Genomic DNA, 23885 nt, shown 5'->3' with positions numbered 1-23885 from the left:
CAGCATCCTCTGCCGAAACACACGTGACGCCCACACACCCTCCTGGCCGAGTCGCCGCCATACCGACGCTGCCCAGCATCCTGGACGCCTTCAACATCGCGCCCGCGGAAGAGGCCCGCAAGCTCCTCCTGGGCTGCCTCCGCAGCCTCCGCTGGGCCCGCCGGGTGGCCGACCACCGTCCCTACCCGGACATCGACTCCCTGCTCGCCGCCTCGGACGAAGCGGCGTACGACCTGTCCCCGGCGGATCTGTCGGAGGCCCTGGCAGGCGAGACATTGCCGCCACTGCCGGACGAAACGTACGCAATCGCCTACACGGCCCTGAGCGCGGCCCACGCGGCCTACGAGGCAAAATTCGGCCACGCCTTCGTGATCTGCCTGGAGGGCCTCTCTCCGGACGAGACGCTGGACCACGCCCTGGCAGGAATCCGCTCACGCCTGACAAACGACCCGGAGGAAGAACGGGTGGTTGCGGCAGAGGAGCTCCGGCGCCTGGCCAGGGAACGTTTGGTGCAGCTCCTCAGGGGCGCGGGGCTGTGACCATGTGCGGCTGCCGCCGCGCGGGCGCGACCAGCCACAGTGGACCCGCACCCGGCAAATAACAGGACACCCCACCCCAGAAGCCACAAACGCTAACCCATACGCGTGCCACTTTGATCACACCGGTAGGCCCCCCGTAAAGCTTGCGCCAGCGCGTCGCTACGATGCTGGGGGCCGGTGGACCGTACCCGGCCGGGCCCGACCGACAGGCAAAGCCGGCGCGGCCCCAATCCCCGCTCCCGGAGGGACTTCCGTGCCGGCTGGAACGCTGTACCGCGGCCGGGAAGGAATGTGGTCCTGGGTGGCTCACCGAGTCACCGGCGTCCTCATCTTCTTCTTCCTGTTCGTTCACGTGCTGGACACCGCTCTCGTCCGTGTCTCACCCGAGGACTACGACAAGGTCGTAGCCACGTACAAGACCCCGATCGTCGCGTGCCTGGAGTACGGCCTCGTCGCCGCCATCCTCTTCCACGCACTGAACGGCCTGCGCGTCATCGCCGTCGACTTCTGGTCGAAGGGCCCGCGCTACCAGAAGCAGATGCTCTGGTCCGTCGTGGGCCTGTGGGTCGTGCTGATGCTCGGGGCGATCTACCCCGTCCTCGGTCACGCCGCTCGTGAACTGTTCGGGAGCTGACACCGATGGCCACCACTGAAACCACCGCGTCCGGGATCGGCCCCGTCGAGGGCGGCTCGCTCTACAACGTCGACAACCCGGCGCCCCTCATCGAGGCCCCGCGCAAGCGCACCAAGAAGACCCCGAAGTCGACCCGGGGCAACTTCGAGATGGCCGCCTGGCTCTTCATGCGCCTGTCCGGCGTCGTGCTGGTCGTCCTGGTCCTCGGCCACCTGCTGATCCAGCTCGTGCTGGACGGCGGCGTGTCGAAGATCGGCTTCGCCTTCGTGGCGGGCCGCTGGGCGAGCCCGTTCTGGCAGGTCTGGGACCTGCTGATGCTGTGGCTCGCGATGCTGCACGGCGCCAACGGTCTGCGCACGGTCATCAACGACTACGCGGAGCGCGCGAACACCCGGCTGTGGCTCAAGGGCCTGCTCTACACCGCCACGGTGTTCACCATCCTGCTGGGCACGCTGGTGATCTTCACCTTCGACCCGAACATCCGCTAGGCACGGGGCTGAGGCAACCACCATGAAGATCCACAAGTACGACACCGTCATCGTCGGCGCCGGTGGCGCCGGTATGCGCGCGGCCATCGAGTCCACGAAGCGCAGCCGCACCGCCGTGCTGACCAAGCTCTACCCCACCCGCTCCCACACGGGCGCCGCGCAGGGCGGCATGGCCGCCGCGCTGGCCAACGTGGAGGAGGACAACTGGGAGTGGCACACCTTCGACACGGTCAAGGGCGGTGACTACCTGGTCGACCAGGACGCCGCCGAGATCCTGGCGAAGGAGGCCATCGACTCGGTCCTCGACCTGGAGAAGATGGGCCTGCCGTTCAACCGCACCCCGAACGGCACGATCGACCAGCGGCGTTTCGGTGGCCACTCCCGTAACCACGGTGAGGCGCCCGTCCGCCGCTCCTGCTACGCGGCCGACCGCACCGGCCACATGATCCTCCAGACGCTGTACCAGAACTGCGTGAAGGAGGGCGTGGAGTTCTTCAACGAGTTCTACGTCCTCGACCAGCTGATCACCGAGGTCGACGGCGTCAAGAAGTCGGCCGGCGTCGTGGCGTACGAGCTGGCGACCGGCGAGATCCACGTCTTCCAGGCGAAGGCCGTGATCTACGCGTCCGGCGGCTGCGGCAAGTTCTTCAAGGTGACGTCGAACGCGCACACCCTGACCGGTGACGGCCAGGCCGCCGTGTACCGGCGCGGGCTGCCGCTGGAGGACATGGAGTTCTTCCAGTTCCACCCGACCGGCATCTGGCGCATGGGCATCCTGCTGACGGAGGGCGCCCGTGGTGAGGGCGGCATCCTCCGCAACAAGGACGGCGAGCGCTTCATGGAGAAGTACGCGCCGGTCATGAAGGACCTCGCGTCCCGTGACGTCGTCTCCCGCTCCATCTACACGGAGATCCGCGAGGGCCGCGGCTGCGGTCCCGAGGGCGACCACGTCTACCTGGACCTCACGCACCTCCCGCCGGAGCAGCTGGACGCCAAGCTCCCGGACATCACCGAGTTCGCGCGCACCTACCTCGGCATCGAGCCCTACACGGACCCGATCCCGATCCAGCCCACCGCGCACTACGCCATGGGCGGCATCCCGACGAACGTCGAGGGTGAGGTCCTCAGCGACAACACGACGGTCGTGCCGGGCCTGTACGCGGCCGGCGAGGTCGCCTGTGTGTCGGTGCACGGCGCCAACCGCCTCGGCACCAACTCGCTGCTCGACATCAACGTGTTCGGCCGCCGGGCCGGCATCGCGGCGGCCGAGTACAGCCAGAAGGCGGACTTCGTCGAGCTCCCGGAGAACCCGGCGGAGCTGGTCGTCGCGCAGATCGAGCGGCTGCGTACGTCCACGGGCACCGAGCGCGTGGCGGTCCTGCGCCGCGAGCTGCAGGAGACCATGGACGCGAACGTCATGGTGTTCCGCACCGAGCAGACGATCAAGACCGCGGTCGAGAAGATCGCCGAGCTGCGCGAGCGCTACAAGAACGTCGCGATCCAGGACAAGGGCAAGCGGTTCAACACCGACCTGCTCGAGGCCGTCGAGCTGGGCAACCTGCTCGACCTGGCCGAGGTCATGGCGGTGTCGGCGCTGGCCCGCAAGGAGTCCCGCGGCGGTCACTACCGCGAGGACTACCCGAACCGCGACGACGTCAACTTCATGCGCCACACCATGGCGTACCGCGAGGTGGGCGACGACGGCACCGAGTCCATCCGTCTCGACTACAAGCCGGTCGTCCAGACCCGCTACCAGCCGATGGAGCGTAAGTACTGATGGCAACCCCCGTACTGGACAAGGTGGAGGCGGAGTCCGCCGCGTCCCCCTACATCACCGTCACCTTCCGCGTCCGCCGGTTCAACCCGGAGGTCTCGGCCGAGGCGACCTGGGAAGACTTCCAGCTGGAGATCGACCCCAAGGAGCGCGTCCTCGACGGCCTCCACAAGATCAAGTGGGACGTCGACGGCACGCTGACCTTCCGCCGCTCCTGCGCCCACGGCATCTGCGGCTCGGACGCGATGAGGATCAACGGCAAGAACCGTCTTGCCTGCAAGACCCTCATCAAGGACATCAACCCCGAGAAGCCGATCACGGTCGAGCCCATCAAGGGCCTGACGGTCCTCAAGGACCTCGTGGTCGACATGGAGCCGTTCTTCCAGGCGTACCGGGACGTCATGCCCTTCCTCATCACGAAGGACACGAACGAGCCCACGCGTGAGCGGCTGCAGACCGCCGAGGACCGCGAGCGCTTCGACGACACCACCAAGTGCATCCTGTGCGCCGCGTGCACCTCGTCCTGCCCGGTCTTCTGGAACGACGGCCAGTACTTCGGTCCGGCCGCCATCGTCAACGCGCACCGCTTCATCTTCGACTCGCGCGACGAGGCCGGCGAGCAGCGCCTGGAGATCCTCAACGACCGCGACGGCGTGTGGCGCTGCCGCACGACCTTCAACTGCACGGACGCCTGCCCGCGCGGTATCGAGGTCACGAAGGCGATCCAGGAAGTGAAGCGGGCACTGATCACGCGCCGCTTCTGACGTTTCGTCACGGCAGGCATGACCAGGGCCGTTCCCCCCGGTGGCGGGGGGAACGGCCCTGCTGGCAATATGAGTCGCTGCTCCAGCAGCCCGATCGCGCAGGGCTGGTTCACGGCGTGGAAAACGGGGGACGACAGCGTGACCGAGCAGAATCCGTACGGCGGCGGAGCGGGCCAGTGGGGCCCGGGCACCCCGCCGCCGGCGCAGCCTCCCACGACCCCGCCGCCCGGCTACGGATACCCCAACCCCGGCCCGGCGTACGGCTATCCACAGCAGCCGGCCCCACCGCCCCACGGTTTCCCCCAGCAGTCGGCCGGCCCCACCCCCGTGGGCGGCGCCCCGCTCCTGTCCATCGGGGACATCACGGTGATGGGCGACCAGATCATCACGCCCGCCGGCAACCTCCCCCTGCGCGGCGCGGTGTGGAACGCCACCGACATGTCGCACACCGAGGAGAAGATCCCGACGCACGCCATCGTGCTCGCGATCGTCTTCTTCGTCTTCTGCCTCCTCGGTCTGCTCTTCCTCCTGATGAAGGAGAGGAAGACCATCGGCTACATCCAGGTCACCGTGACGAGCGCGGGCCGACACCACTCGACGATGATCCCGTCCTTCGGCCCACAGCACTTCGCCCAGGTCATGGGGCAGATCAACTACGCCCGCTCACTGAGCAGCATGTGATCTGACCCTTTTTCGTACACCCCGGGGACTCCGGGGAGACCGGGTCCGGGCTCTCCTCGGCAGACGGCCGGCTGCTCGCCCGGGCGAGTGACCCCGCACGGCCGGTCCCGACGGGGCGCGCACCCCGCTCCTATTCTGACGGTATGTCAGATGACCAGTCGTACGAACTGCTCGGATTCGACAACGTGCTGCTGCCCGTCGGGGACCTCTCCGTGGCGGTCGACTTCTACCGGCGCGCCGGGTTCACGGTGGGCTTCCGGTTCGACGAGGCCGGGATCGCCCTGCTGAAGGTCGGGGGCGAGACACCGGGGATCCTGCTGCGGCAGGAGGAGGAACTGGGGCACCGGTCGCCACCGTGGCCCTCGCCCCGCGTCTGGATCGAGGTGGCCGACGCGCGGAAGGCCACCGACTCCCTCGCCGCGGCGGGCATCCCCCTCCTCGACGACCCCTTCTCCGTCGCCACCGGCTGGACCGTGGAGATCGCCGACCCGTGGGGCAACGTCATCGGGTTCACCGACTACACCAAGCGCCCGGAGCTCGGCCGCCGCCCCTGAGGTCCCGCCGGCACCTCACCCCGCTTGAACGTGTTCAAAAACAGGTCTACAGTCACCCCTGTCAGCGTTTTGAACGCGTTCAAGAAGGGGTGGGGCATGGACCGCACGGTCATCGCCTACGTCATCTACCTGCTGGTCAGCATCGCGCTGACCATCTGGGTGGCCCGCACGCTCAGCCAAAACGGGCGGATCTTCCTCGCCGACGTGCTGAAGGGGAACGAGAAGCTCGCCGAGGCCGTCAACCACCTCCTGGTGGTCGGCTTCTACCTCGTCAACCTCGGCTTCGTCGCCCTGTATCTGAGCGGCGACGAGACCATCGAGGACACCCGGGGGATCTTCGAGGCCCTGTCGACCAAGCTCGGCGTGGTACTGCTGGTGCTCGGTGTGATGCACCTGGGCAATGTGTACGTCCTCAACAAGATCCGGCGGCGCGGGATGCTGGAGCGGGAGCAGGTGCCGCCGGTCGCGCCGCAGGACTGGGTCGGGGCGTGAGCGACGTGAGCGCCACGAGGGCGGACCGGGTCCCGGTCCGCCGGCTCACCGTCCTGTACGACGCCGAGTGCGCGCTCTGCGCCTTCCTGCGCGACTGGCTCGTACGGCAGCCGCAGCTCGTGCCGCTGGAGTTCGTACCCGCGGCGTCCGAAGCGGCCCGGCAGCGCTTCCCCGGCCTCGACCACGGCGCCACCCTCGACGAGATCACCGTCGTCGGTGACGCGGGGCAGGTCTACCGGTCCGCCGCCGCCTGGATCGTCACCCTGTGGGCGCTGCGCGAGCACCGGCCGCTCGCCCACCGGCTGAGCACTCCGTCGGGGGCGAGGCTCGCCAGGGGCGCGGTCCTCGCGGCGGCGAAGTGGCGGGGCGCGATGTGGGGCGGGAAGCAGGGGGGCGGGCAGCAGTGGGGCGGCCAGGTGTACCGCCGCGCCGACGGGTGGGCCTACCACCCGGGCCAGGGCTGGACGTACAGCGCACCGGGCTGCGACGGCGGCTCCTGCGTCACCCCGTAGGCTCTCTTTCCGTGCCTGCGAAGAACGACGGCCCCGACGAGGGCGGCAACCCCAGCAAGTCCGAGCAGACCCGTGCGCTGATCCTGGAGACCGCCATGCGGCTGTTCCAGGAGCGCGGCTACGAGAAGACGACGATGCGGGCCATCGCCCAGGAGGCAGGCGTTTCCGTCGGCAACGCGTACTACTACTTCGCCGGCAAGGAACATCTGATCCAGGGCTTCTACGACCGGCTCGCCGCCGAGCACCGGGTGGCGATCCGGGACGTCCTGGACCGGGAGACCGATCTGGAGGCGCGGCTCGCGGGCGTTCTGAAGGTGTGGCTGGACATCGCCACGCCGTACCACGAGTTCGCGGTGCAGTTCTTCAAGAACGCCGCCGACCCGGACAGCCCGCTCAGCCCGTTCTCCGAGGAGTCGGAGCACGCGCGCGTGGAGGCGATCTCGGTCCACCGGGAGGTGCTGGCGGGCGCGACGAAGACGAAGGTCCCGGAGGAACTCAGGGACGTCCTGCCCGAGTTGATGTGGCTCTCCCAGATGGGACTCGTCCTGTACTGGATCTTCGACCGGACCGAGGGCCGGGAGCGGAGCTACCGGCTGGCGGAGCGGGGCGCGCGGCTGACGGCCCGCGGGGTGTCGCTGGCCCGGTTCCGGGTGCTGCGGCCGCTGGTGCGGGAGGTGCACGAGCTGTTCACGGACTTCCTGCCGGGGATGACGAAGGTGCTGCCGGACCCCGGCAAGTCGTCCTGAGGCGCGGGACGCGGTCAGTTCACCGCGTCCACCTCCCCCTCCGCCAACTCCACGTCGAACACCAGCGGCCCGTCCGCCACCACGACCTGTGCCGCCCTGGAGCCGTACGACTCCGCGGTCGTCGCCAGCAGATACGCTCCCGGCCCCGGTACCGACACGATGTACGAGCCGTCCGCCAGTGACGTCACCCGGTCCAGCTGGCGTCCGCCCTTCGTCAGCAGCGTCACCGAGGCGCCGCCCACCGGCTCGCCGTCAACGGAGCGTATGAAGCCGTGGACCACGGAGGCGGGGCCTTCCCCGGGTTCGGGCTCGGCCTCCTCACTCGGCTCGACCGCCAGGTGCGGAAGCCGCTTCTCCAGCCAGGCCGGCAGCCACCAGTTGGAGTTGCCGAGCAGGTGCATCGCGGCCGGCACCAGTGCCGTACGGAGGATGAACGCGTCCAGGGCGACAGCGGCGGCCAGGCCCACGCCCGCCATCGCGGCCCCCGAGTCGCCGCTCAGGACGAAGGCCAGGAACACGCAGACCATGATCAGGGCCGCGGAGTTGATGACCCGGCTGGTCTCCGCCAGGCCGACCCGCACCGCGCGGGCGTTGTCGCGGGTGTGCACCCACTCCTCGTGCATCCGGCTCACCAGGAAGACCTGGTAGTCCATCGAGAGGCCGAACAGCAGGGACAGCATGATGACCGGCAGGAAGGCGTTGATCGGGCCCTCCTTGCCGAGACCCAGCAGGTCCAGGCCCCAGCCCCACTGGAAGACCGCGACGAGGACACCGAAGGAGGAGGCCGCGGCGATCAGGTTCATCAGGGCGGCCGTCAGCGGCACCACCAGGGAACGGAAGGCGATCAGCAGGAGCAGGAAGCCGAGGCCGATGATCGTCGCGATGAACAGCGGCAGACGGTCGCCGGTGACGGACGCGAAGTCCTTGGACACCGCCGTCACACCGCCGACGTGGGCCTCGGCCCCGGCCTTCGGGATCACCTCGTCCCGCAGCGTGTCGATCAGGTCGTCGGTCTCCTTGGACTGCGGTGACGTCTTCGGTACGACCTGGATGACCGTCACGCCCTGCGCGGGCGGCAGGGCGGCCACTCGCGCGACGCCGGGCGTCGACTCGATGCCCTTGACCAGCTGGGCCGTGTCGCCGCCCGCGGTGACCACCTGGAGCGGGCCGTTGAAGCCGGGGCCGAAGCCATCGGCCAGCAGGTCGTAGGCCTTCCTGGTGGTCGACGAGGCGTTGTCGTTGCCCTGGTCGGTGGCGCCGAGGCGGAGCGACAGCACAGGGATGGCGAGGACGGCCATGACGACCAGGGCGAGTGCGGCGATCCTGCGGGGCCGCTTCTCGACATTGGTGGACCAGCGGGCCGCGAGGCCGCTCGCCCGCTCCGGCTCGGGGCCGTCGGCGGCGAGCCTGCGGCGCTGGCGGCGGCTGAGCACGCGCGGGCCGAGGAAGCCGAGCAGGGCCGGGAGGAGGGTGGTGGCGGCCAGGACGCTGAGCACCACCGTCAGCGAGGTGCCGACGACCACGCCGTCCAGGAAGCGCAGTCGGGTGACCAGCATGCCGGCGAGTGCGATGCAGACGGTGCCGCCCGCGAACAGCACCGCCCGGCCCGAGGTGTTGAGGGCCGTGACCGCCGACTCCTCGGGGTCCAGGCCGCGCAGGATGCCGCGCCGGTGCCGGGTCACGATGAACAGCGCGTAGTCGATGCCGACACCGAGGCCGATCAGGGAGGCGAGCAGCGGGGCGATGTCGGGGATGTCGGTGGTGTGGCTGAGCAGCTGGGTGGAGAACAGGCCCATGCCGACACCGAAGACCGCGATGGCGATCGGCAGCATCATCGCGAAGAACGAGCCGAAGGCCAGGAAAAGCACGACGGCCGCGGCGATGATGCCGACCGACTCGGACAGGCCCTGTGGCGGCTGCTGGACGCGCTGGATGGCCTGGCCGCCCAACTCGACGTGCAGGCCGCTCTTCCTGGCGCCCTGCGCGGTGTCCATGACGTTCTGTACGAGGTCCTTGGGCACTTCGTTCGCGCGCTTGGCGAAGGTCAGCTGGGCGTACGCGATCTTTCCGTCACTGCTGATCTGCGCCGCGCCCCGGGGGCCGGTGTAGGGGCTGGCGACCGCGCCCACGCCCTTCATCCTCGCGATCCTGTCGAGGGCCGGCTGGATCCGGTCCTGGACCGCCTGGTCTTTCACCGATCCCTGGTCGACCTTCCACACCACCGTGTCGGTGTCGCCCGAGGTGTTCGGGAAGGCCTTCTCCATCAGGTCGTACGCGCTCTTGGAGTCCGTGTCCGGGAGAGAGAAGACGTTCGCGTAGTTCGTGCCCGCCGTCGAGGCCGAGAAGCCCAGGCCGAACAACGCCCCCACCCACAGCAACAGGACCACCAGCCGGTGCCGATAGCACCACCGTGCCAATGCCGCCACGATCAACGCTCCTTCGCAGTTCGTCGGTTGGTCCCCCCAGGTCCTGCGCAACAGGATTGGCGGCGCCGCGCGCGCGTGGACCCGAATGCGCATGACTCTCAAGGAACTCCAAAGACGGTTCCGGACTCAGCTGTCAGTGGCCCGCCCGATACTGGGGTCATGACGACGGCTCCAGGCACCGTGCTGGTGGTGGAGGACGAGCCGAGCATCGCGGACGTCCTCGCCATCGCCCTGCGCTACCACCGGTTCGAGGTGATGGTCGCGGGCACCGTCCGCGAGGCCCTCGCGCTCGCCGAGCGCACCCGGCCCGACGCGGCGCTGCTCGACGTCATGCTCCCGGACGGGGACGGGCGGGCACTGGGGCGCGAGCTGCGCGCCAGGCGGCCCGACCTGGCGCTGGTCTTCCTCACCGCGCGGGACTCGCCCGCCGAGATCGTCGGCGCCCTCGGCTTCGGCGACGACTACATCACCAAGCCGTTCAACATCGACGAGGTCGTCGCCCGTATCACCGCGGTGCTGCGGCGCACCCGCACGGCGGACGTCCTGCCCCAGCGGCCCCCGCTGCGCTACGGCGACCTGGAGCTGGACGAGACGACGTACAGCGTCCACCGCGCGGGCCGCTCCGTCGAGCTCACCCCCACCGAGTACGCCCTGCTGCGCTTCCTGGTGCGCAACGGCGGCCGGATCGTGCCCAAGGAGCAGCTCCTGCGCCATGTCTGGCAGTACGAGCACACACCGCCGGAGTCGACCGTCGTGGAGACCTACATCAGCTATCTGCGGCGCAAGCTGGAGACGCTCGGCCCGCCGATGATCACCACGCGGCGTGGTGTGGGATACGGGCTGGCATGAGGATCCGGTGGCCGCACTGCGAGCGCGGCATGCATTCGCTGCGCGCCAAGCTGACGCTGGCGAACGTCGCGCTGCTGGCGCTCGGCATCGTCGCGGCGACCGCGGTCAGCCTGATGGGCATGCGGTACTACCTGCTGAACCAGGTCGACGCCGAACTGAACAAGACCCGGCAGTCGCTGGGCGGTTCGCTCACGATGGACCAGATCGACGCGCTGGGCGCGCTGGCGATCGTCCGCGACCGGTTCATGCCGCAGCACGACGAAAAGGCCCGGCCGGACTCGATCCTCACCGCCGTCGACGCGCGCGGAAAACCGGAATCCCTGGCCCGTTTCGCACCGACGGACACCCAGCGCGCCCTCGCGGGCGCGGTGGCCGATCCCCGCGCCCTCGCCGCGGCCGCGGGCCCGCACGACATCAGGGTGCACGGCGCCCGCTACCGCGCCACCGCGACCCGTCTCGCCGACGGCACGTACATCCTGTTCGCCACCTCCACCGACGCCCTCCACCAGGGCATGCTCAAGGCGCTCAAGCTCGACCTCGCCATCGGCTCGCTGCTGCTGGCGCTGCTGGCCTGCCTCACGATGATGAGCGTCAGCCGCCGGATGCGGCCGCTGGAGGACATGGTGGAGACGTCCACGGCGATAGCCGAGGGCGACCTGACCCGGCGTGTGCCCTCCAGCCACCATCCGACCCAGGAGGTCGAACAGCTGCGGCTCGCCCTCAACTCCATGCTCCACCAGGTCGAGTCGGCGTACCGCACCCGCGAGCACAGCGCGGCCCAGCTGCGCCGCTTCGTCGCCGACGCCTCGCACGAGCTGCGCACCCCGCTGTCCGCGATACGGGGCTATCTCCAGCTGTACGACAAGGGCATGCTCAGCGATCCGGACGAGCGCAAGCGGGCCTGGGAGCGGGTGCTGGCGGAGACCGACCGCATGGGGCGGCTCGTCGACGAACTGCTCACCCTGGCCCGGCTCGACCAGCAGCCCGAGCTGCGCTTCAGGAACGTCGACGTGAGCCGTCTGGTGCGGGACGCGGCCGAGGACCTGCGGGTGCAGCAGCCGGAGCGGCCGATCAAGGTCGCGGCCGACGGCGCCGTGCTGGTGCACGCCGACGAGTCGGGGCTCAGACAGGTGCTGGGCAACCTGGTGGGCAACGTACGCACGCACACACCCGCGGACGTGGCGGTGCGGCTGAGCGTGGAGCGGGAGGACGGGGTGGTGCGGCTGTGTGTCGCGGACGAGGGTCCGGGGCTGTGCGCACAGGACGCGGCGCGGGTCTTCGACCGCTTCTTCCGGGCCGGCGGCGGCGCGGGCAGCGGGCTGGGCCTGGCGATCGTGCAGGGGGTGGTGGACGCTCATGGCGGTGAGGTGGCGGTGGAGACGGCGCCAGGCGAGGGCTTGCAGGTGACGGTCACGCTGCCGTCCCGGACGGCGGTACGGCCATGACCACCGGGCGGGGCTCAGGTGTTGACGACGACGAGCGCCCACACCGTCTTGCCGTGGCGCCCTCTGCTCCACACCCCCCAGGCCGCCGCGACGGTCTCCACCAGATGCAGGCCCCGGCCGCTCTCGTCCCCCTCGCCGACCAGCCGTGACCGGGGCTCCGGCCGGCCCTCGTCCGAGACCTCTATGAGGCAGGAGCCGTCGGCGAGCGCGGTCACCGCCACCTCGAACTCCCGCTCGAGGAGCGGTCCGTGGCGTACGACGTTGGTCGCCAGCTCGGACACCAGCAGCACCGCGTCCGCCAGCGCCGGATCGTCCGGCGCGTGCCCCCAGTCGGCCAGATGGTCCCGCACCCGGCGCCGGGCCATACCGACGGACGCCGGATGCCGGGGCAACCGGAAGGAGTTGCGTCTCACCACGTCTACTCCTCACCCCGCGCACACCTCCGCCACATGGTCCCGCGTCAGGTGAGCGTCCGACGTCACCGGGGCGAATGTCAACGCCGCGAGAAGCGTCAGATCCAGCCCAGGCTCCAGAGCCGGAACACACCGGTGCCGTCGTCGAGGTACTGGCTGCCGCCGACGTCCTCGGTGCTGAGGACGTACTCCTTGCCCTGCCACAGCGGGATGACCGGCACGTCGTGCGCGACGTCCTGCTGCAGCGTGCTGAAGTCGGAGGCGGCGTCGCCGCGGTCGGCGTACCGCTGGCTGGCCTGGATGAGCTGATCGACGGCCTTGTTGCTGTAGCCGGTGCTCATGGTTCCCTTGGTGCCGACGAGCGGGGCGCCGAAGGTGTCCGGGTCCGGGTAGTCGGCGACCCAGCCGACGGCGTACGCGTCCAGCTTGCCGGTGGCCCAGCGCTTCTGGAAGTCGGACCACTCGTAGCCCTTCAGGGTCACCTTGAACAGGCCGCTCGACTCCAGTTGCTGCTTGATGGTCTCGGCCTCCTGCTCGGCGGAGCCGCGGCCCTTGCCGTAGCCGTAGGTGAAGCGGACCGGCGTCGTCACACCGGCGGCGGTGAGCAGGGCCTTCGCCTTCTTCGCGTCCTGCTTCGGGTAGGCGTCGAAGAACGAGGTGGTGTGGCCGGTGATGCCCGTCGGGATCAGCGAGTACAGCGGGTCGACGGTCCCCTGGTACACCGTGGAGGCCAGCTCCTCGCGGTCGATCAGCCATGCCATGGCCTGCCGGACCCTGCTGTCGTGCAGGGGCGAGTTCGCGCGGGTGTTGAGGTAGAGGTTGCGGGTCTCGGCGCTGTCGGACTCGGCCAGGCGCTGGTTCGGGTCGCTCGCCGAGAGCCCGGCGAGGACCTTGGGCGGCAGCTGGCGGGTGGCGACGTCGACCTGCTTCGCGGTCCAGGCCTTGTCGAGGGCGTCCGAGTCGACGTAGTAGAGCAGGTCGACCGGCCGGCCCGTCTTCTGGACGGCGCCCTGGTAGTGCGTGTTCGGCGTGAGAGCCGCCTTCTTGCCCTTTGTGTACGACGTCAGCTCGTAGGGTCCGGTGCCGTCGGCGCCGGCGTCGGTGCGCAGACCCTTCTTCGGGTACTTGTGGCTGTCGACGATCGAGCCCGCCCCGGTGGCCACCTTGAACGGGAAGGTGGCGTCGGGCGAGGACAGATGGAAGGTGACCGTCAGGCCGCTCGCGTCGACCGAGCGGAGTGTGCTCAGCAGCGAGGCCGGGCCGACGTCGGAGTTGATCGCCTTGACCCGGTCGAAGGAGTACTTGACGTCCTCGGCGGTCATCGTGCGGCCGCTGGGGAAGGCGAGTCCCGTGCGCAGCGTGCAGCGGTAGGTGGTCAGTTGACTGCCCACGAAGTCGCAGCTCCGGGCCGCGTCGGGCACCGGCGCGGTGCCGCCCGGCTCGAAGGTCAGCAGTGACTGGAAAACGTTGCTGAACAAGGCCCAGGAGCCCGCGTCGTAGGCACCGGCCGGGTCGAGCGAGGTGACCTCGTCCGTCGTGCCGACCTCGATGGTCCTGTCGGTGTTCTCCTGTGACGGCAGCAGCTGCCAGCCGCCGACCCCCACGCCCGCCAGTACCAGCAGTGTCGCGAGAATCCGCATGCGAACCGAGCGCATCGGTTGCCCTCCCCGGCCCTGACGGGCCCCCACCCATATGCCACTCCCCTAGCGGCGCGGCTCACCTAATCACAGGTGTTTCACCTGGGGGAAGAGGGATCTGGCGAGTTGAGAAAGCCGTTACCGCAAGGGGTTTCGGGGAGATTTCACAGCGCTCTCACAGGGGGTGCGACGAGCGGTTTCGGTCAGGCCCGCGTCGAGGCCAGTTCGATCACGGTGATGTCCGAGGGCGCGCCCACGCGCGTGGGCGGCCCCCAGGCGCCCGCGCCCCGGCTGACGTAGAGCTGTGTGTCGCCGTAGCGCTCCAGGCCCGCGACGGTCGGGTTCGCGGCGGCCGCGATGAAGTTGCCGGGCCAGAGCTGGCCGCCGTGGGTGTGGCCGGAGAGCTGGAGGTCGACGCCGTGCTTGACGGCGTCGTGGATCTGGACCGGCTGGTGGGCGAGGAGCACGCAGGCGCGTGCCGTGTCCCGGTCGCCGAGCGCCTTGGTGAAGTCGGGCCCCTGGCCCTCGCTCTCGCCCGCGAGGTCGTTGACACCGGCCAGGTCGAACCAGGGCAGCTCGGTGCGGGCGTTCTCCAGCGGGTGCAGCCCGAGCCTCCGCACCTCCTCGACCCACTGAGCGGCGCCGGAGTAGTACTCGTGGTTGCCGGTGACGAAGTAGGAGGGCGCCTTCAGCTGCGAGAGCGGTGCCGCCGCGGGCCCCAGGTTCTTCACGCTGCCGTCCACCAGGTCGCCGACGACCGCGACGATGTCCGGCTGGGTGGCGTTGATCGTGTCGACGACCTTCTGCGCGAAGCCCCGGCCGAGCGTCGGGCCCAGGTGGATGTCGCTGACCACCGCGATGCGGTAGCCGTGGGCCGCGCGCGGGAGTTTGGCCAGCGGCACGGTGACGCGCTTCACGGCGGGGCCGCGCAGCACGCCGTAGGTGCCGTAGCCGACCGTTCCCACGGCGGCAGCGGCCGCGGCTCCTGCGACGACGCGCGAGACGAAGAGGCGGCGCGACGGCTCCGGGAGCGGTGCGGGCTCGGTCTCGGGCGCCTGCGGGGGTACGGATCCCGCCGGTACCGGCTGCGCCTGCGCTACGGCCGCCGTGGCGCGCGTCCGCCGCTCGGGCAGGCGGCGCAGCAGGGGCCGTACCAGCTCACCCGCCACCACGGCCAGCAGCAGATAGATCGACAGCGCGAGCCAGAGGAAGCCGGGCCAGGCCAGGACCTGCTGGAGCCAGAAGGGTGCGCCCGTGCGCTCGCCGACGACGGCTCCGACCGCCAGCAGCCAGCCACCCGCGATGCCCGCCGCACCCGCGCGGCGCGCGAGGCCCGGGCCCCTGGTCGTGTCGCGGAACAGACGCTGCCACAGGTACCGGTTCACGGCGACGAGAACGCCGAGCGCCAGCAGCGCGAACACCCCGAAGACGACGACCATCGTGCCGTGACCCCCGTTGCCGGTTCTGCCGTTTGTGTGTATTTGCCGCGAATTATGAGGTCTGGCGCAAAGCGCGCAGTCCGCGCAACCCGATGACCCCGATGACCGTCCCCCATACGAAGGAGACGACGGCGAGCGTCAGATGCACCCAGAAGTACGCCGTCGGGTGACCGTCGTCGAACGCGAGCCCGCTGCCGTCCTTGATGAGATTTTTAACGAAAGTGACCCAGATGACCCAGGACCACACCCCGAAGACGAGCAGGAACCAGGAGACCGGGCGGCTGAGCTTCATGCGTTCAGTATCGCCGCCGCCTCTTTCGTTCCGTGTCCGGGGTGGGGTGGGACGCGGGACTTCACGGCCCGTGGCATGTACTTTCTCGTCCGTGTCCGCTCCCAAGAAGACCGTCAGGCGATCCCTGCTGGTCACCTCCGCCGTCCTGTCCTCGATCGCGCTGACCGCGCCCGTCACCTTCGCGGCCCCGAGCCCCTCGCCGACTCCGACGGCCACTCCCCCGGCGGACATGTCGTCCGTGGGCGGCGCCCGTCTCGGGCAGCCGGGCACACAGGTCGATCTGGGCAGCGGTGCGCCCGTGCTCCCCAAGGACATCACCGCGCGCTCGTGGATCGTCGCCGACGCCGAGTCCGGCGAGGTGCTCGCCGCGCACAACGCGCACTGGCGGCTGCCTCCGGCGAGCACGATGAAGATGCTGTTCGCGGACACGGTGCTGCCGAAGTTCCCGAAGACCCAGGAGCACGAGGTGGTGCCCTCCGACCTCGCCGGCATGGGCGCCGGTTCCAGCATGGTCGGGATAAAGGAGGGCCAGACGTACACCGTGCGCGACCTGTGGCTCGGCGTCTTCCTGCGCTCGGGCAACGACGCGGTGCACGTGCTGTCGGCGATGAACGGCGGCGTCGAGACCACCGTCAAGGAGATGAACGAGCACGCCGAGGAGCTGCAGGCCCTCGACACCCACGTGGTCACCCCCGACGGGTACGACGCCCCGGGGCAGGTCTCGTCCGCGTACGACCTGACGCTGTTCGCCCGCTCCGGGCTGCAGAAGAAGGACTTCCGCGAGTACTGCTCGACGGTGCGCGCCAGCTTCCCGGGCGACACGAAGGAGAAGAAGGGCAAGTCGGTCCGCGAGTCCTTCGAGATCCAGAACACCAACCGGCTGCTGAGCGGCGACTCCGACATCCCCGTCTACCAGGGCATCGCGGGCGTCAAGAACGGCAACACGACGAACGCGGGCGCGACCTTCACCGGTGTCGCCGAGCGGAACGGCAGGGTGCTGCTCGTCACCGCCATGAACCCGGAGAAGCACGAGCACAACGAGGTCTACAAGGAGACCGCCAAGCTCTTCGACTGGGGCTTCCAGGCGGCCGGGAAGGCGCGGCCTGTGGGTGAACTGGTGGCGCCGAAGAGCGCCGCGCAGTCGGGCGGGCAGTCCGGCGGGAACGGGTCGGCGGGCCAGACGGGCGGGGCCGCCGGCAAGGCGTCCGGTTCGCCGGTGGCGAGCGCCTCGGCCGCGGGCCGCTCCGGCGGTATGGGGGTCGCCTTCGCCATAAGCGGTGGGGTGCTGGTGGTGCTCGCGGCGGCCGCGTTCCTGGTCAACCGCCGCTGGCCGCTGCCCGATCTGGTACGTCGCCGGTCGTCCCGTCCGTGAGGTCCGCCCCGGCGTCCTGCTGGTCGCGTTCCTCCTGTTCGTCCTGCTCGTCGCCCTGCGCCTGTTCGTGCTGCTCGCTCTGCGTCGCCGTCCAGGCGGCGCAGAACAGGACCAGCTTCGCCGTGAAGTTGATCCACAGCAGCAGCGCCACGGGCACGCCGAACGCGCCGTACATGCTCTTCGCGGCCACGCCCTGCAAATAGCCGCTCAGCAGCGTCTTCAGCAGCTCGAAGCCGACGGCGCCGGTCAGCGCCGCGACGATCAGGCGGCGGCGCCGCGGTTCGACGCCGGGCAGCAGCGTGAGGACGTACAGGAGCAGCAGGAAGTCGGCGAACACGGCGACGGCGAACGCGGCGATGTGGAGGAGGACCCCGCCCCAGCCGCCGTTGTCGATGCCGAGCTGCCGGGTGATCCAGCCGACCATCGCGGAGGCGACCGTGGAGGCGGCGAGCGTGGCGAGGACGGCGCCGCCGAGACCGACGAGGATGCCCAGGTCCTTGGCCTTGCGCAGGAAGGGGTTCTCCTCCTCGTCGGGCAGCTCCCACACCGCGCGCAGGCACTCGCGCATCGAGCCCGCCCAGCCGATGCCGGTGAACAGCAGGGCGGCGCCCGCGATGAGGCCGATGGTGCCGGCGTTCTGGACCAGGTTCTGGATGTCGAGCTGGTCGGAGATGCCGGGCACCTGCTCGGCGAGCTTGTTCTGCAGGTCGCTCTGCTGCTGCGTGCTGAGCGTGGCCGCGGCGATCGCGGCGGCCACGGTGAGCAGCGGGAACAGTGCGACGAAGCTGGTGAAGGTCATCGCGGCGGCCAGCCGGGTCCACTTCACCCTGTCCAGTCGTTCGAACGACCGCCAGGCGTGCGTGAGCATGAGGCGCGCGAGCAGCGGCCCGACGACGGGGAGCTTCTTGAGCCAGTCCATGATCAGACTCTCCCCCAGGTGTGGAAGACCAATGTGCGAGTACCCCGAAAACGCGGCAAAGTGCCGCGCGGCGGTCGGCGCGAGCACTCTCGGGGCGCCTCATTTCACCAGGGGGCGACATCCCATTAATCGCCCATTACGGGCATAGGCCTCCCGTTTCACTGCTGACTGCTCATATGGGGGCGATACGGTCACCGACATGCCCTCCGACACCGCTCCGGTCACCGTCCGGGGCTGCGGGGTCCGTCACCTAGGAGCTGCTGTCGTGAAGGATGCCTTCGGCCTCCCCCAGTCCCTGCTCGTCCTCGGCGGTACGTCCGAGATCGCGCTCGCCACGGCCCGCCGTCTCATCGCGCGCCGCACCCGCACGGTGTGGCTCGCGGGACGCCCCTCGCCCGGCCTGGAGCAGGCCGCGGAGCGACTGCGCGGCCACGGTGCCGATGTGCACACCGTCGCCTTCGACGCGCTCGACACCGACTCCCACGAGACCGCCCTCGGCAAGGTCTTCGCGGAGAGCGACGTCGACATGGTGCTGCTGGCCTTCGGGATCCTCGGCGACCAGGCGCGCGACGAGCGCGAACCGGCCTGGGCGGTGCGCGTCGCACAGACCAACTACACGGGCGCGGTGTCGGCGGCCCTGGTGAGCGCACGCGCGCTGCAGACGCAGGGCCACGGCTCGCTGGTGGTGCTCTCCTCGGTCGCCGGCGAGCGGGCCCGCCGCAGCGACTTCATCTACGGCTCCAGCAAGGCAGGCCTGGACGTCTTCACGCAGGGCCTGGGCGACGCCCTCTACGGCACGGGCGTGCACGTCATGGTCGTACGCCCCGGGTTCGTCCGCTCGAAGACGACCGCCGGCCTCGCGAAGACACCGCTCGCGACGACCCCGGAGGCGGTCGCGACAGCCGTCGAACTGGGGCTGCGGCGGCGCTCGGAGACGGTGTGGGTGCCCGGCACGCTGCGCGTGGTGATGTCGGCGCTGCGGCACGTGCCGCGCGGCTTGTTCCGCCGGCTGCCCCTGTAGCCGCCCGTGGTCACCGGGTCGGCAGGGAGCCGCGCTCCACGTGCCCGGCCTGCGGCGGCACCACCAGGCCGCCGAAGGCGTACTCCCGCAGCTTGCGCCACACGCCGTCCGCGCCCTGCTCGTAGAGGGCGAAGCCGGTGCACGGCCAGTCGGCCTCGTAGTCGGCGAGCTCCTCGAAGGCGCGGTCCATCGCCTCGTCGTCGATGCCGTGCGCGACCGTGACATGCGGGTGGTAGGGGAACTGCAGTTCGCGCGGGACGGGGCCCGCCGGGTCGCGGAGCTGTTTCTGCAGCTGGGTGCAGGCCTCGGCGCCCTCGGCGATCCGCACGTAGACGACGGGTGACAGGGGCCGGAAGGTGCCGGTGCCGGACAGCCGCATCGGGAACGGCCGGCCACTCGCGGCGACCTCGGCCAGATGCGCCTCCACGGTCGGCAGGTCGCTGCCGTCGACCTCGGTCGGCGGCAGCAGGGTGACGTGCGTGGGGATGCCGTGAGCAGCGGCGTCGCCGAAGCCCGCGCGCAGCTGTTGGAGCAGGCTGCCGTGAGGCTCCGGGACCGCGATCGACACGCCGATCGTTACGGTCCCCACGTCGTCTCCTGTCGTCGTGACGGATTTGTTCTCAGCCGTCGGTTATCGACTGTACGGCCACGGCCGGGTCGCGGGCAGGCGCAACCGTAGTGATGTGCAGCGCTCTGCCGAGTGGTGCATGCGTGCGCCGGTGCGCGTCAGTGCTTGGCGGGCAGGAAGCCCACCTTGTCGTACGCCTGGGAGAGGGTCTCCGCGGCGACGGCGCGGGCCTTCTCCGCGCCCTTGGCCAGGATCGAGTCCAGCGTCTCCGAGTCGTCCAGGTACTGCTGGGTGCGCTCCCGGAAGGGCGTCACGAACTCGACCATGACCTCGGCGAGGTCCGTCTTGAGCGCGCCGTACATCTTGCCCTCGTACTCCTGCTCCAGTTCGGCGATCGTCCTGCCGGTCAGGGTCGAGTAGATGGTCAGCAGGTTGCTGACGCCCGGCTTGTTCTCGGCGTCGTAGCGGATGACGGTGTCGGTGTCGGTGACGGCGCTCTTGACCTTCTTGGCGGTGGCCTTGGGGTCGTCGAGGAGGTTGATGAGGCCCTTCGGCGTGGACGCCGACTTGCTCATCTTGATCGACGGGTCCTGCAGGTCGTAGATCTTCGCCGTCTCCTTGAGGATGTACGGCTTCGGGATGGTGAAGGTCTCGCCGAAGCGGCCGTTGAAGCGCGTGGCGAGGTCGCGGGTGAGCTCGACGTGCTGGCGCTGGTCCTCGCCGACCGGGACCTCGTTGGCCTGGTAGAGCAGGATGTCGGCGACCTGGAGGATCGGGTACGTGAACAGGCCGACGGAGGCGCGGTCGGCGCCCTGCCTGGCGGACTTGTCCTTGAACTGGGTCATACGGCTCGCCTCGCCGAAGCCGGTGAAGCAGTTCATGACCCAGGCCAGCTGGGCGTGCTCGGGGACATGGCTCTGGACGAAGAGCGTGCAGCGCTCGGGGTCGAGACCGGCGGCGAGCAGCTGGGCGGCGGCGAGCCGGGTGTTGGCGCGCAGCTCGGCCGGGTCCTGCGGAACCGTGATCGCGTGCAGGTCGACGACCATGTAGAACGCGTCGTGGGACTCCTGCAGGGCCACCCACTGGCGGACGGCGCCCAGGTAGTTGCCGAGGTGGAACGAGCCTGCGGTGGGCTGGATTCCGGAGAGCACGCGGGGACGATCAGAGGCCATGTTCACCATTCTCTCAGGTCTGTCGAGCCGATCCGGAACTGGTCGGAAACAGGTGGGGACCGATCCGTCCGCTGCGGCCCGGCAGAGCTGCCGATATGCCGCGCGGCGGCCCGGCAGGGTGCCGGACCGCCGCGGGAGGAGCCACGAAAGCGCTGGTCAGCCCAGGTCGATCTCCGGGTACAGCGGGAAGCCGGCCACGAGGTCGGTGGCGCGGCGGGAGATCTCGTCCGCGATCTTCGGGTCGAGGACGTGCTGCGCCTTGGACGGGGCGCCCGACTTGGTGGTGCCCGGCTCGGCCGTCGTGAGGACGCGGTCGATCAGGCCCGCGACCTCGTCCATCTCGGCGGTGCCCAGGCCACGCGTGGTCAGGGCGGGGGTGCCGATGCGGATGCCGGAGGTGTACCAGGCGCCGTTCGGGTCGGCGGGGATGGCGTTGCGGTTGGTGACGATGCCCGAGTCGAGCAGGGCCGCCTCGGCCTGGCGGCCGGTGAGGCCGTAGGAGGTGGCCACGTCGATGAGGTTGAGGTGGTTGTCGGTGCCGCCGGTGACGAGGGTGGCGCCGCGGCGCATCAGGCCCTCCGCCAGTGCGCGGGAGTTGTCGACGATGCGCTGGGCGTAGTCCTGGAAGGACGGCTGACGCGCCTCGGCGAGGGCGACGGCCTTGGCGGCCATGACGTGCGGGAGCGGGCCGCCGAGGACCATCGGGCAGCCGCGGTCGACCTGGTCCTTGAGGGAGTCGTCGCACAGGACCATGCCGCCGCGCGGGCCGCGCAGCGACTTGTGGGTGGTGGTGGTGACGATCTGGGCGTGCGGGACCGGGTCGAAGTCGCCGGTCAGCACCTTGCCCGCGACCAGGCCGGCGAAGTGCGCCATGTCCACCATCAGGGTCGCCCCGACCTCGTCGGCGATCTCGCGCATGATGCGGAAGTTCACCAGCCGGGGGTAGGCGGAGTAGCCGGCGACGATGATCAGCGGCTTGAACTCGCGGGCGGAGACGCGCAGGGCCTCGTAGTCGATGAGGCCGGTGGCGGGGTCGGTGCCGTAGGAGCGCTGGTCGAACATCTTGCCGGAGATGTTCGGACGGAAGCCGTGGGTGAGGTGGCCGCCGGCGTCCAGGGACATGCCGAGCATGCGCTGGTTGCCGAAGGCCTGGCGGAGCTCGGCCCAGTCGGCCTCGGTGAGGTCGTTGACCTGGCGGGCGCCGGTCTTCTCCAGGAAGGGGGCCTCGACCCGGTCGGCGAGGACGGACCAGAAGGCGACGAGGTTGGCGTCGATGCCGGAGTGCGGCTGGACGTAGGCGTGGCGGGCGCCGAAGAGCTCCTTGGCGTGTTCGGCGGCGAGGGACTCGACGGTGTCGACGTTGCGGCAGCCTGCGTAGAAGCGGCGGCCGATGGTGCCCTCGGCGTACTTGTCGCTGAACCAGTTGCCCATCGCGAGGAGGGTGGCCGGGGAGGCGTAGTTCTCGGAGGCGATCAGCTTGAGCATCTCGCGCTGGTCGGCGACCTCCTGACCGATGGCGTCGGCGACCCGCGGCTCGACCGCGCGGATCACGTCCAGGGCGGCACGGAAGGCGGTGGACTCGGTGGAGAGGGGCTGCTGCTCTGACATGTCGTCGGCCTCCGGGTGGCGTGGCGTGCAAGCGGTCACGGTTCTCGGTCTGGCCCAGGCGCACGGCACTCGGTCACGCACGGGCCGCTCCCCGATGGTCCGTCCCATCCTTGCGCGCCAGTCACGACCCGTCGATCAGCCTACCGGGCGCGTCGAAAGGCAGAGGTCCCGCGTCCACCATGCGAGCGACGATAGGAAAGGGGCACCCGCACAGCACCTGGCACCTTCGGGAGATCCCGTGACCGCTACGGAGACACTCATCGCCGCCGCCGACGCACACAGCGCGCACAACTACCACCCGCTGCCCGTGGTCGTCGCCTCCGCGGACGGGGCGTGGATGACGGATGTGGAGGGGAGGCGGTATCTGGACCTGCTGGCCGGTTACTCGGCGCTCAACTTCGGGCATCGCAACCGGCGCCTGGTGGAGGCGGCGAAGGCGCAGCTGGAGCGGGTGACGCTGACGTCGAGGGCGTTTCATCACGACCGGTTCGCGGCGTTCTGCTCCGAGCTCGCCGACCTGTGCGGGATGGAGCTGGTGCTGCCGATGAACACCGGCGCGGAAGCGGTGGAGACGGCGGTGAAGACGGCCCGGAAGTGGGGCTACCGGATCAAGGGCGTGCCCGCCGAGATGGCGAAGATCGTGGTCGCGGGCAACAACTTCCACGGCCGTACGACGACCCTCGTCAGCTTCTCCACCGACCCGGAGGCGCGGGCGGACTTCGGTCCGTACACGCCGGGCTTCGAGATCGTGCCGTACGGGGACCTGACGGCGATGCGGTCGGCGGTCACGGAGAACACGGTGGCGGTGCTGCTGGAGCCGATCCAGGGCGAGGCGGGGGTGCTGGTGCCGCCGGCCGGCTATCTGCCGGCGGTGCGGGAGCTGACGCGGGAGCGGAACGTGCTGTTCGTGGCGGACGAGATCCAGTCGGGTCTCGGACGGACCGGAAAGACCTTCGCGTGCGAGCACGAGGGCGTGGTGCCGGATGTGTATGTGCTCGGCAAGGCGCTGGGGGGCGGGATCGTGCCGGTGTCGGCGGTGGTGTCGTCGGCCGATGTCCTCGGAGTGTTCCGGCCCGGTGAGCACGGTTCGACGTTCGGCGGGAATCCGCTGGCGTGCGCGGTGGCGCTGGAGGTGATCGCGATGCTGCGGACGGGCGAGTTCCAGGCGCGGTCCGCGGAGCTGGGCGGTCATCTGCACCGGGAACTGCGGGCGTTGACCGGCACGGGACGGGTGAAGGCGGTCCGCGGGCGGGGGCTGTGGGCGGGTGTCGACATCGCACCGCGGTACGGCACCGGACGGGAGGTGTCCGAGAAGCTGATGGAGCGGGGGGTGCTGGTGAAGGACACGCACGGGCCGACGGTGCGGATCGCACCTCCGCTGGTGATCGCGAAGGAGGACCTGGACTGGGGTCTCGCCCAGTTGCGGGCAGTGCTCGGGATCTGAGCCGCTCGACGGGGGCGGCGTACTCCCGTACAGCCTGGGCTTCGGGCTTCGGCTTCGGGACCTTCGGCCCTCGACGAGGGCCCGCGGAGGCCGGGA

24 protein-coding genes and 1 riboswitch are annotated in these 23885 nt (G+C 70.0%); of the genes, 15 read left to right on the top strand and 9 right to left on the bottom strand.

Annotated features, from left to right (window positions below; translation table 11 throughout):
- Positions 1-23: 23 nt before the first annotated feature.
- From ACFY1U_RS07595 to ACFY1U_RS07550, 10 genes are all read left to right on the top strand, one after another.
- Positions 24-539 (top strand): 2-oxo-4-hydroxy-4-carboxy-5-ureidoimidazoline decarboxylase, encoded by a 516-nt coding sequence (locus tag ACFY1U_RS07595; RefSeq protein ID WP_390693179.1) that lies wholly within the window; start codon positions 24-26, stop codon positions 537-539.
- A gap of 253 nt (positions 540-792) precedes the next feature.
- Positions 793-1173: a succinate dehydrogenase, cytochrome b556 subunit gene (gene sdhC, locus ACFY1U_RS07590; protein WP_115906317.1), complete on the top strand. Its 381-nt coding sequence runs from the start codon at positions 793-795 to the stop codon at positions 1171-1173.
- Between the two features lie 5 nt (positions 1174-1178).
- The gene (locus tag ACFY1U_RS07585) at positions 1179-1661 is read left to right on the top strand and encodes a succinate dehydrogenase hydrophobic membrane anchor subunit (protein ID WP_390693178.1); all 483 of its coding nucleotides are present in this window, start codon (positions 1179-1181) and stop codon (positions 1659-1661) included.
- Between the two features lie 22 nt (positions 1662-1683).
- The gene (gene sdhA / locus ACFY1U_RS07580; RefSeq protein ID WP_390693177.1) at positions 1684-3438 is read left to right on the top strand and encodes a succinate dehydrogenase flavoprotein subunit; all 1755 of its coding nucleotides are present in this window, start codon (positions 1684-1686) and stop codon (positions 3436-3438) included.
- Positions 3438-4199: a succinate dehydrogenase iron-sulfur subunit gene (locus ACFY1U_RS07575; RefSeq protein WP_351462344.1), complete on the top strand. Its 762-nt coding sequence runs from the start codon at positions 3438-3440 to the stop codon at positions 4197-4199. Before sdhA ends, ACFY1U_RS07575 begins: the two co-directional genes overlap by 1 nt.
- Before the next feature lie 138 nt (positions 4200-4337).
- The gene (locus ACFY1U_RS07570; RefSeq protein WP_390693176.1) at positions 4338-4880 is read left to right on the top strand and encodes a hypothetical protein; all 543 of its coding nucleotides are present in this window, start codon (positions 4338-4340) and stop codon (positions 4878-4880) included.
- Between the two features lie 143 nt (positions 4881-5023).
- Positions 5024-5434 (top strand): VOC family protein, encoded by a 411-nt coding sequence (locus tag ACFY1U_RS07565; RefSeq protein WP_390693175.1) that lies wholly within the window; start codon positions 5024-5026, stop codon positions 5432-5434.
- A 96-nt stretch (positions 5435-5530) separates the two neighbouring features.
- Complete coding sequence (locus ACFY1U_RS07560) at positions 5531-5926, top strand: hypothetical protein (RefSeq protein WP_390693174.1); 396 nt, start codon at positions 5531-5533, stop codon at positions 5924-5926.
- The gene (locus ACFY1U_RS07555; protein WP_390693173.1) at positions 5923-6438 is read left to right on the top strand and encodes a thiol-disulfide oxidoreductase DCC family protein; all 516 of its coding nucleotides are present in this window, start codon (positions 5923-5925) and stop codon (positions 6436-6438) included. Before ACFY1U_RS07560 ends, ACFY1U_RS07555 begins: the two co-directional genes overlap by 4 nt.
- Positions 6439-6449: 11 nt before the next feature.
- On the top strand, positions 6450-7184 hold the full coding sequence (locus ACFY1U_RS07550; protein ID WP_390693172.1) for a TetR/AcrR family transcriptional regulator: 735 nt from the start codon (positions 6450-6452) through the stop codon (positions 7182-7184).
- Positions 7185-7198: 14 nt separating this feature from the next.
- Here ACFY1U_RS07550 and ACFY1U_RS07545 read toward each other — a convergent pair whose 3' ends face one another.
- On the bottom strand, positions 7199-9601 hold the full coding sequence (locus tag ACFY1U_RS07545) for an MMPL family transporter (protein ID WP_390693664.1): 2403 nt from the start codon (positions 9599-9601) through the stop codon (positions 7199-7201).
- A 168-nt stretch (positions 9602-9769) separates the two neighbouring features.
- Between ACFY1U_RS07545 and ACFY1U_RS07540 the strand changes: the two genes are divergently transcribed.
- Together ACFY1U_RS07540 and ACFY1U_RS07535 are read left to right on the top strand one after the other, a co-directional pair.
- Entirely contained in the window at positions 9770-10459 is a 690-nt protein-coding gene (locus ACFY1U_RS07540) for a response regulator transcription factor (protein WP_390693170.1), read from the top strand.
- A complete protein-coding gene (locus ACFY1U_RS07535; protein ID WP_390693169.1) occupies positions 10456-11904 on the top strand; it encodes a sensor histidine kinase in 1449 nt (482 codons plus the stop codon). Before ACFY1U_RS07540 ends, ACFY1U_RS07535 begins: the two co-directional genes overlap by 4 nt.
- A gap of 14 nt (positions 11905-11918) precedes the next feature.
- Here the strand turns inward: ACFY1U_RS07535 and ACFY1U_RS07530 are convergent, their stop codons facing one another.
- The 4 genes from ACFY1U_RS07530 to ACFY1U_RS07515 all read right to left on the bottom strand — a co-directional run bounded on the left by ACFY1U_RS07530 (position 11919) and on the right by ACFY1U_RS07515 (position 15685).
- A complete protein-coding gene (locus ACFY1U_RS07530) occupies positions 11919-12320 on the bottom strand; it encodes an ATP-binding protein (protein WP_390693168.1) in 402 nt (133 codons plus the stop codon).
- Positions 12321-12415: 95 nt separating this feature from the next.
- Positions 12416-13972 carry an ABC transporter substrate-binding protein gene (locus tag ACFY1U_RS07525; RefSeq protein WP_390693167.1) on the bottom strand — a complete coding sequence of 519 codons (1557 nt, stop codon included), beginning with the start codon at positions 13970-13972 and terminating at the stop codon, positions 12416-12418.
- A gap of 185 nt (positions 13973-14157) precedes the next feature.
- Positions 14158-15393, bottom strand: a complete 1236-nt coding sequence (locus ACFY1U_RS07520) for a metallophosphoesterase (RefSeq protein ID WP_390693166.1) — start codon at positions 15391-15393, stop codon at positions 14158-14160.
- Positions 15394-15445: 52 nt separating this feature from the next.
- A complete protein-coding gene (locus ACFY1U_RS07515; protein ID WP_390693165.1) occupies positions 15446-15685 on the bottom strand; it encodes an SCO4848 family membrane protein in 240 nt (79 codons plus the stop codon).
- 91 nt (positions 15686-15776) lie between these two features.
- Between ACFY1U_RS07515 and ACFY1U_RS07510 the strand changes: the two genes are divergently transcribed.
- Entirely contained in the window at positions 15777-17057 is a 1281-nt protein-coding gene (locus ACFY1U_RS07510) for a D-alanyl-D-alanine carboxypeptidase family protein (protein WP_390693164.1), read from the top strand.
- On the opposite strand, the gene ACFY1U_RS07505 is transcribed toward ACFY1U_RS07510, so the two are convergent.
- Positions 17002-17976, bottom strand: a complete 975-nt coding sequence (locus ACFY1U_RS07505) for a YihY/virulence factor BrkB family protein (RefSeq protein ID WP_390693163.1) — start codon at positions 17974-17976, stop codon at positions 17002-17004. The two genes, ACFY1U_RS07510 and ACFY1U_RS07505, sit on opposite strands and share 56 nt — an antisense overlap.
- A 265-nt stretch (positions 17977-18241) precedes the next feature.
- On the opposite strand from ACFY1U_RS07505, the gene ACFY1U_RS07500 reads away from it, so the two are divergent.
- Positions 18242-18997, top strand: coding sequence for a decaprenylphospho-beta-D-erythro-pentofuranosid-2-ulose 2-reductase (locus ACFY1U_RS07500; RefSeq protein WP_390693162.1), 756 nt, complete (start codon positions 18242-18244; stop codon positions 18995-18997).
- A 10-nt stretch (positions 18998-19007) separates the two neighbouring features.
- On the opposite strand, the gene ACFY1U_RS07495 is transcribed toward ACFY1U_RS07500, so the two are convergent.
- The 3 genes from ACFY1U_RS07495 to ACFY1U_RS07485 all read right to left on the bottom strand — a co-directional run bounded on the left by ACFY1U_RS07495 (position 19008) and on the right by ACFY1U_RS07485 (position 22345).
- The gene (locus ACFY1U_RS07495) at positions 19008-19586 is read right to left on the bottom strand and encodes a 2'-5' RNA ligase family protein (RefSeq protein WP_390693161.1); all 579 of its coding nucleotides are present in this window, start codon (positions 19584-19586) and stop codon (positions 19008-19010) included.
- A 137-nt stretch (positions 19587-19723) separates the two neighbouring features.
- Complete coding sequence (trpS, locus tag ACFY1U_RS07490; RefSeq protein ID WP_390693160.1) at positions 19724-20737, bottom strand: tryptophan--tRNA ligase; 1014 nt, start codon at positions 20735-20737, stop codon at positions 19724-19726.
- A 156-nt stretch (positions 20738-20893) separates the two neighbouring features.
- On the bottom strand, positions 20894-22345 hold the full coding sequence (locus ACFY1U_RS07485) for a glycine hydroxymethyltransferase (protein ID WP_390693159.1): 1452 nt from the start codon (positions 22343-22345) through the stop codon (positions 20894-20896).
- Between the two features lie 45 nt (positions 22346-22390).
- Positions 22391-22480: riboswitch (ZMP/ZTP riboswitch) on the bottom strand.
- Positions 22481-22583: 103 nt separating this feature from the next.
- On the opposite strand from ACFY1U_RS07485, the gene rocD reads away from it, so the two are divergent.
- Positions 22584-23789 (top strand): ornithine--oxo-acid transaminase, encoded by a 1206-nt coding sequence (gene rocD, locus ACFY1U_RS07480; protein WP_390693158.1) that lies wholly within the window; start codon positions 22584-22586, stop codon positions 23787-23789.
- Positions 23790-23885: the final 96 nt, after the last annotated feature.

The sequence above is a fragment of the Streptomyces sp. NPDC001351 genome, assembly GCF_042896045.1.
GTDB lineage: Bacteria > Actinomycetota > Actinomycetes > Streptomycetales > Streptomycetaceae > Streptomyces.
This window is presented reverse-complemented; position numbering and strand designations above follow the sequence as displayed.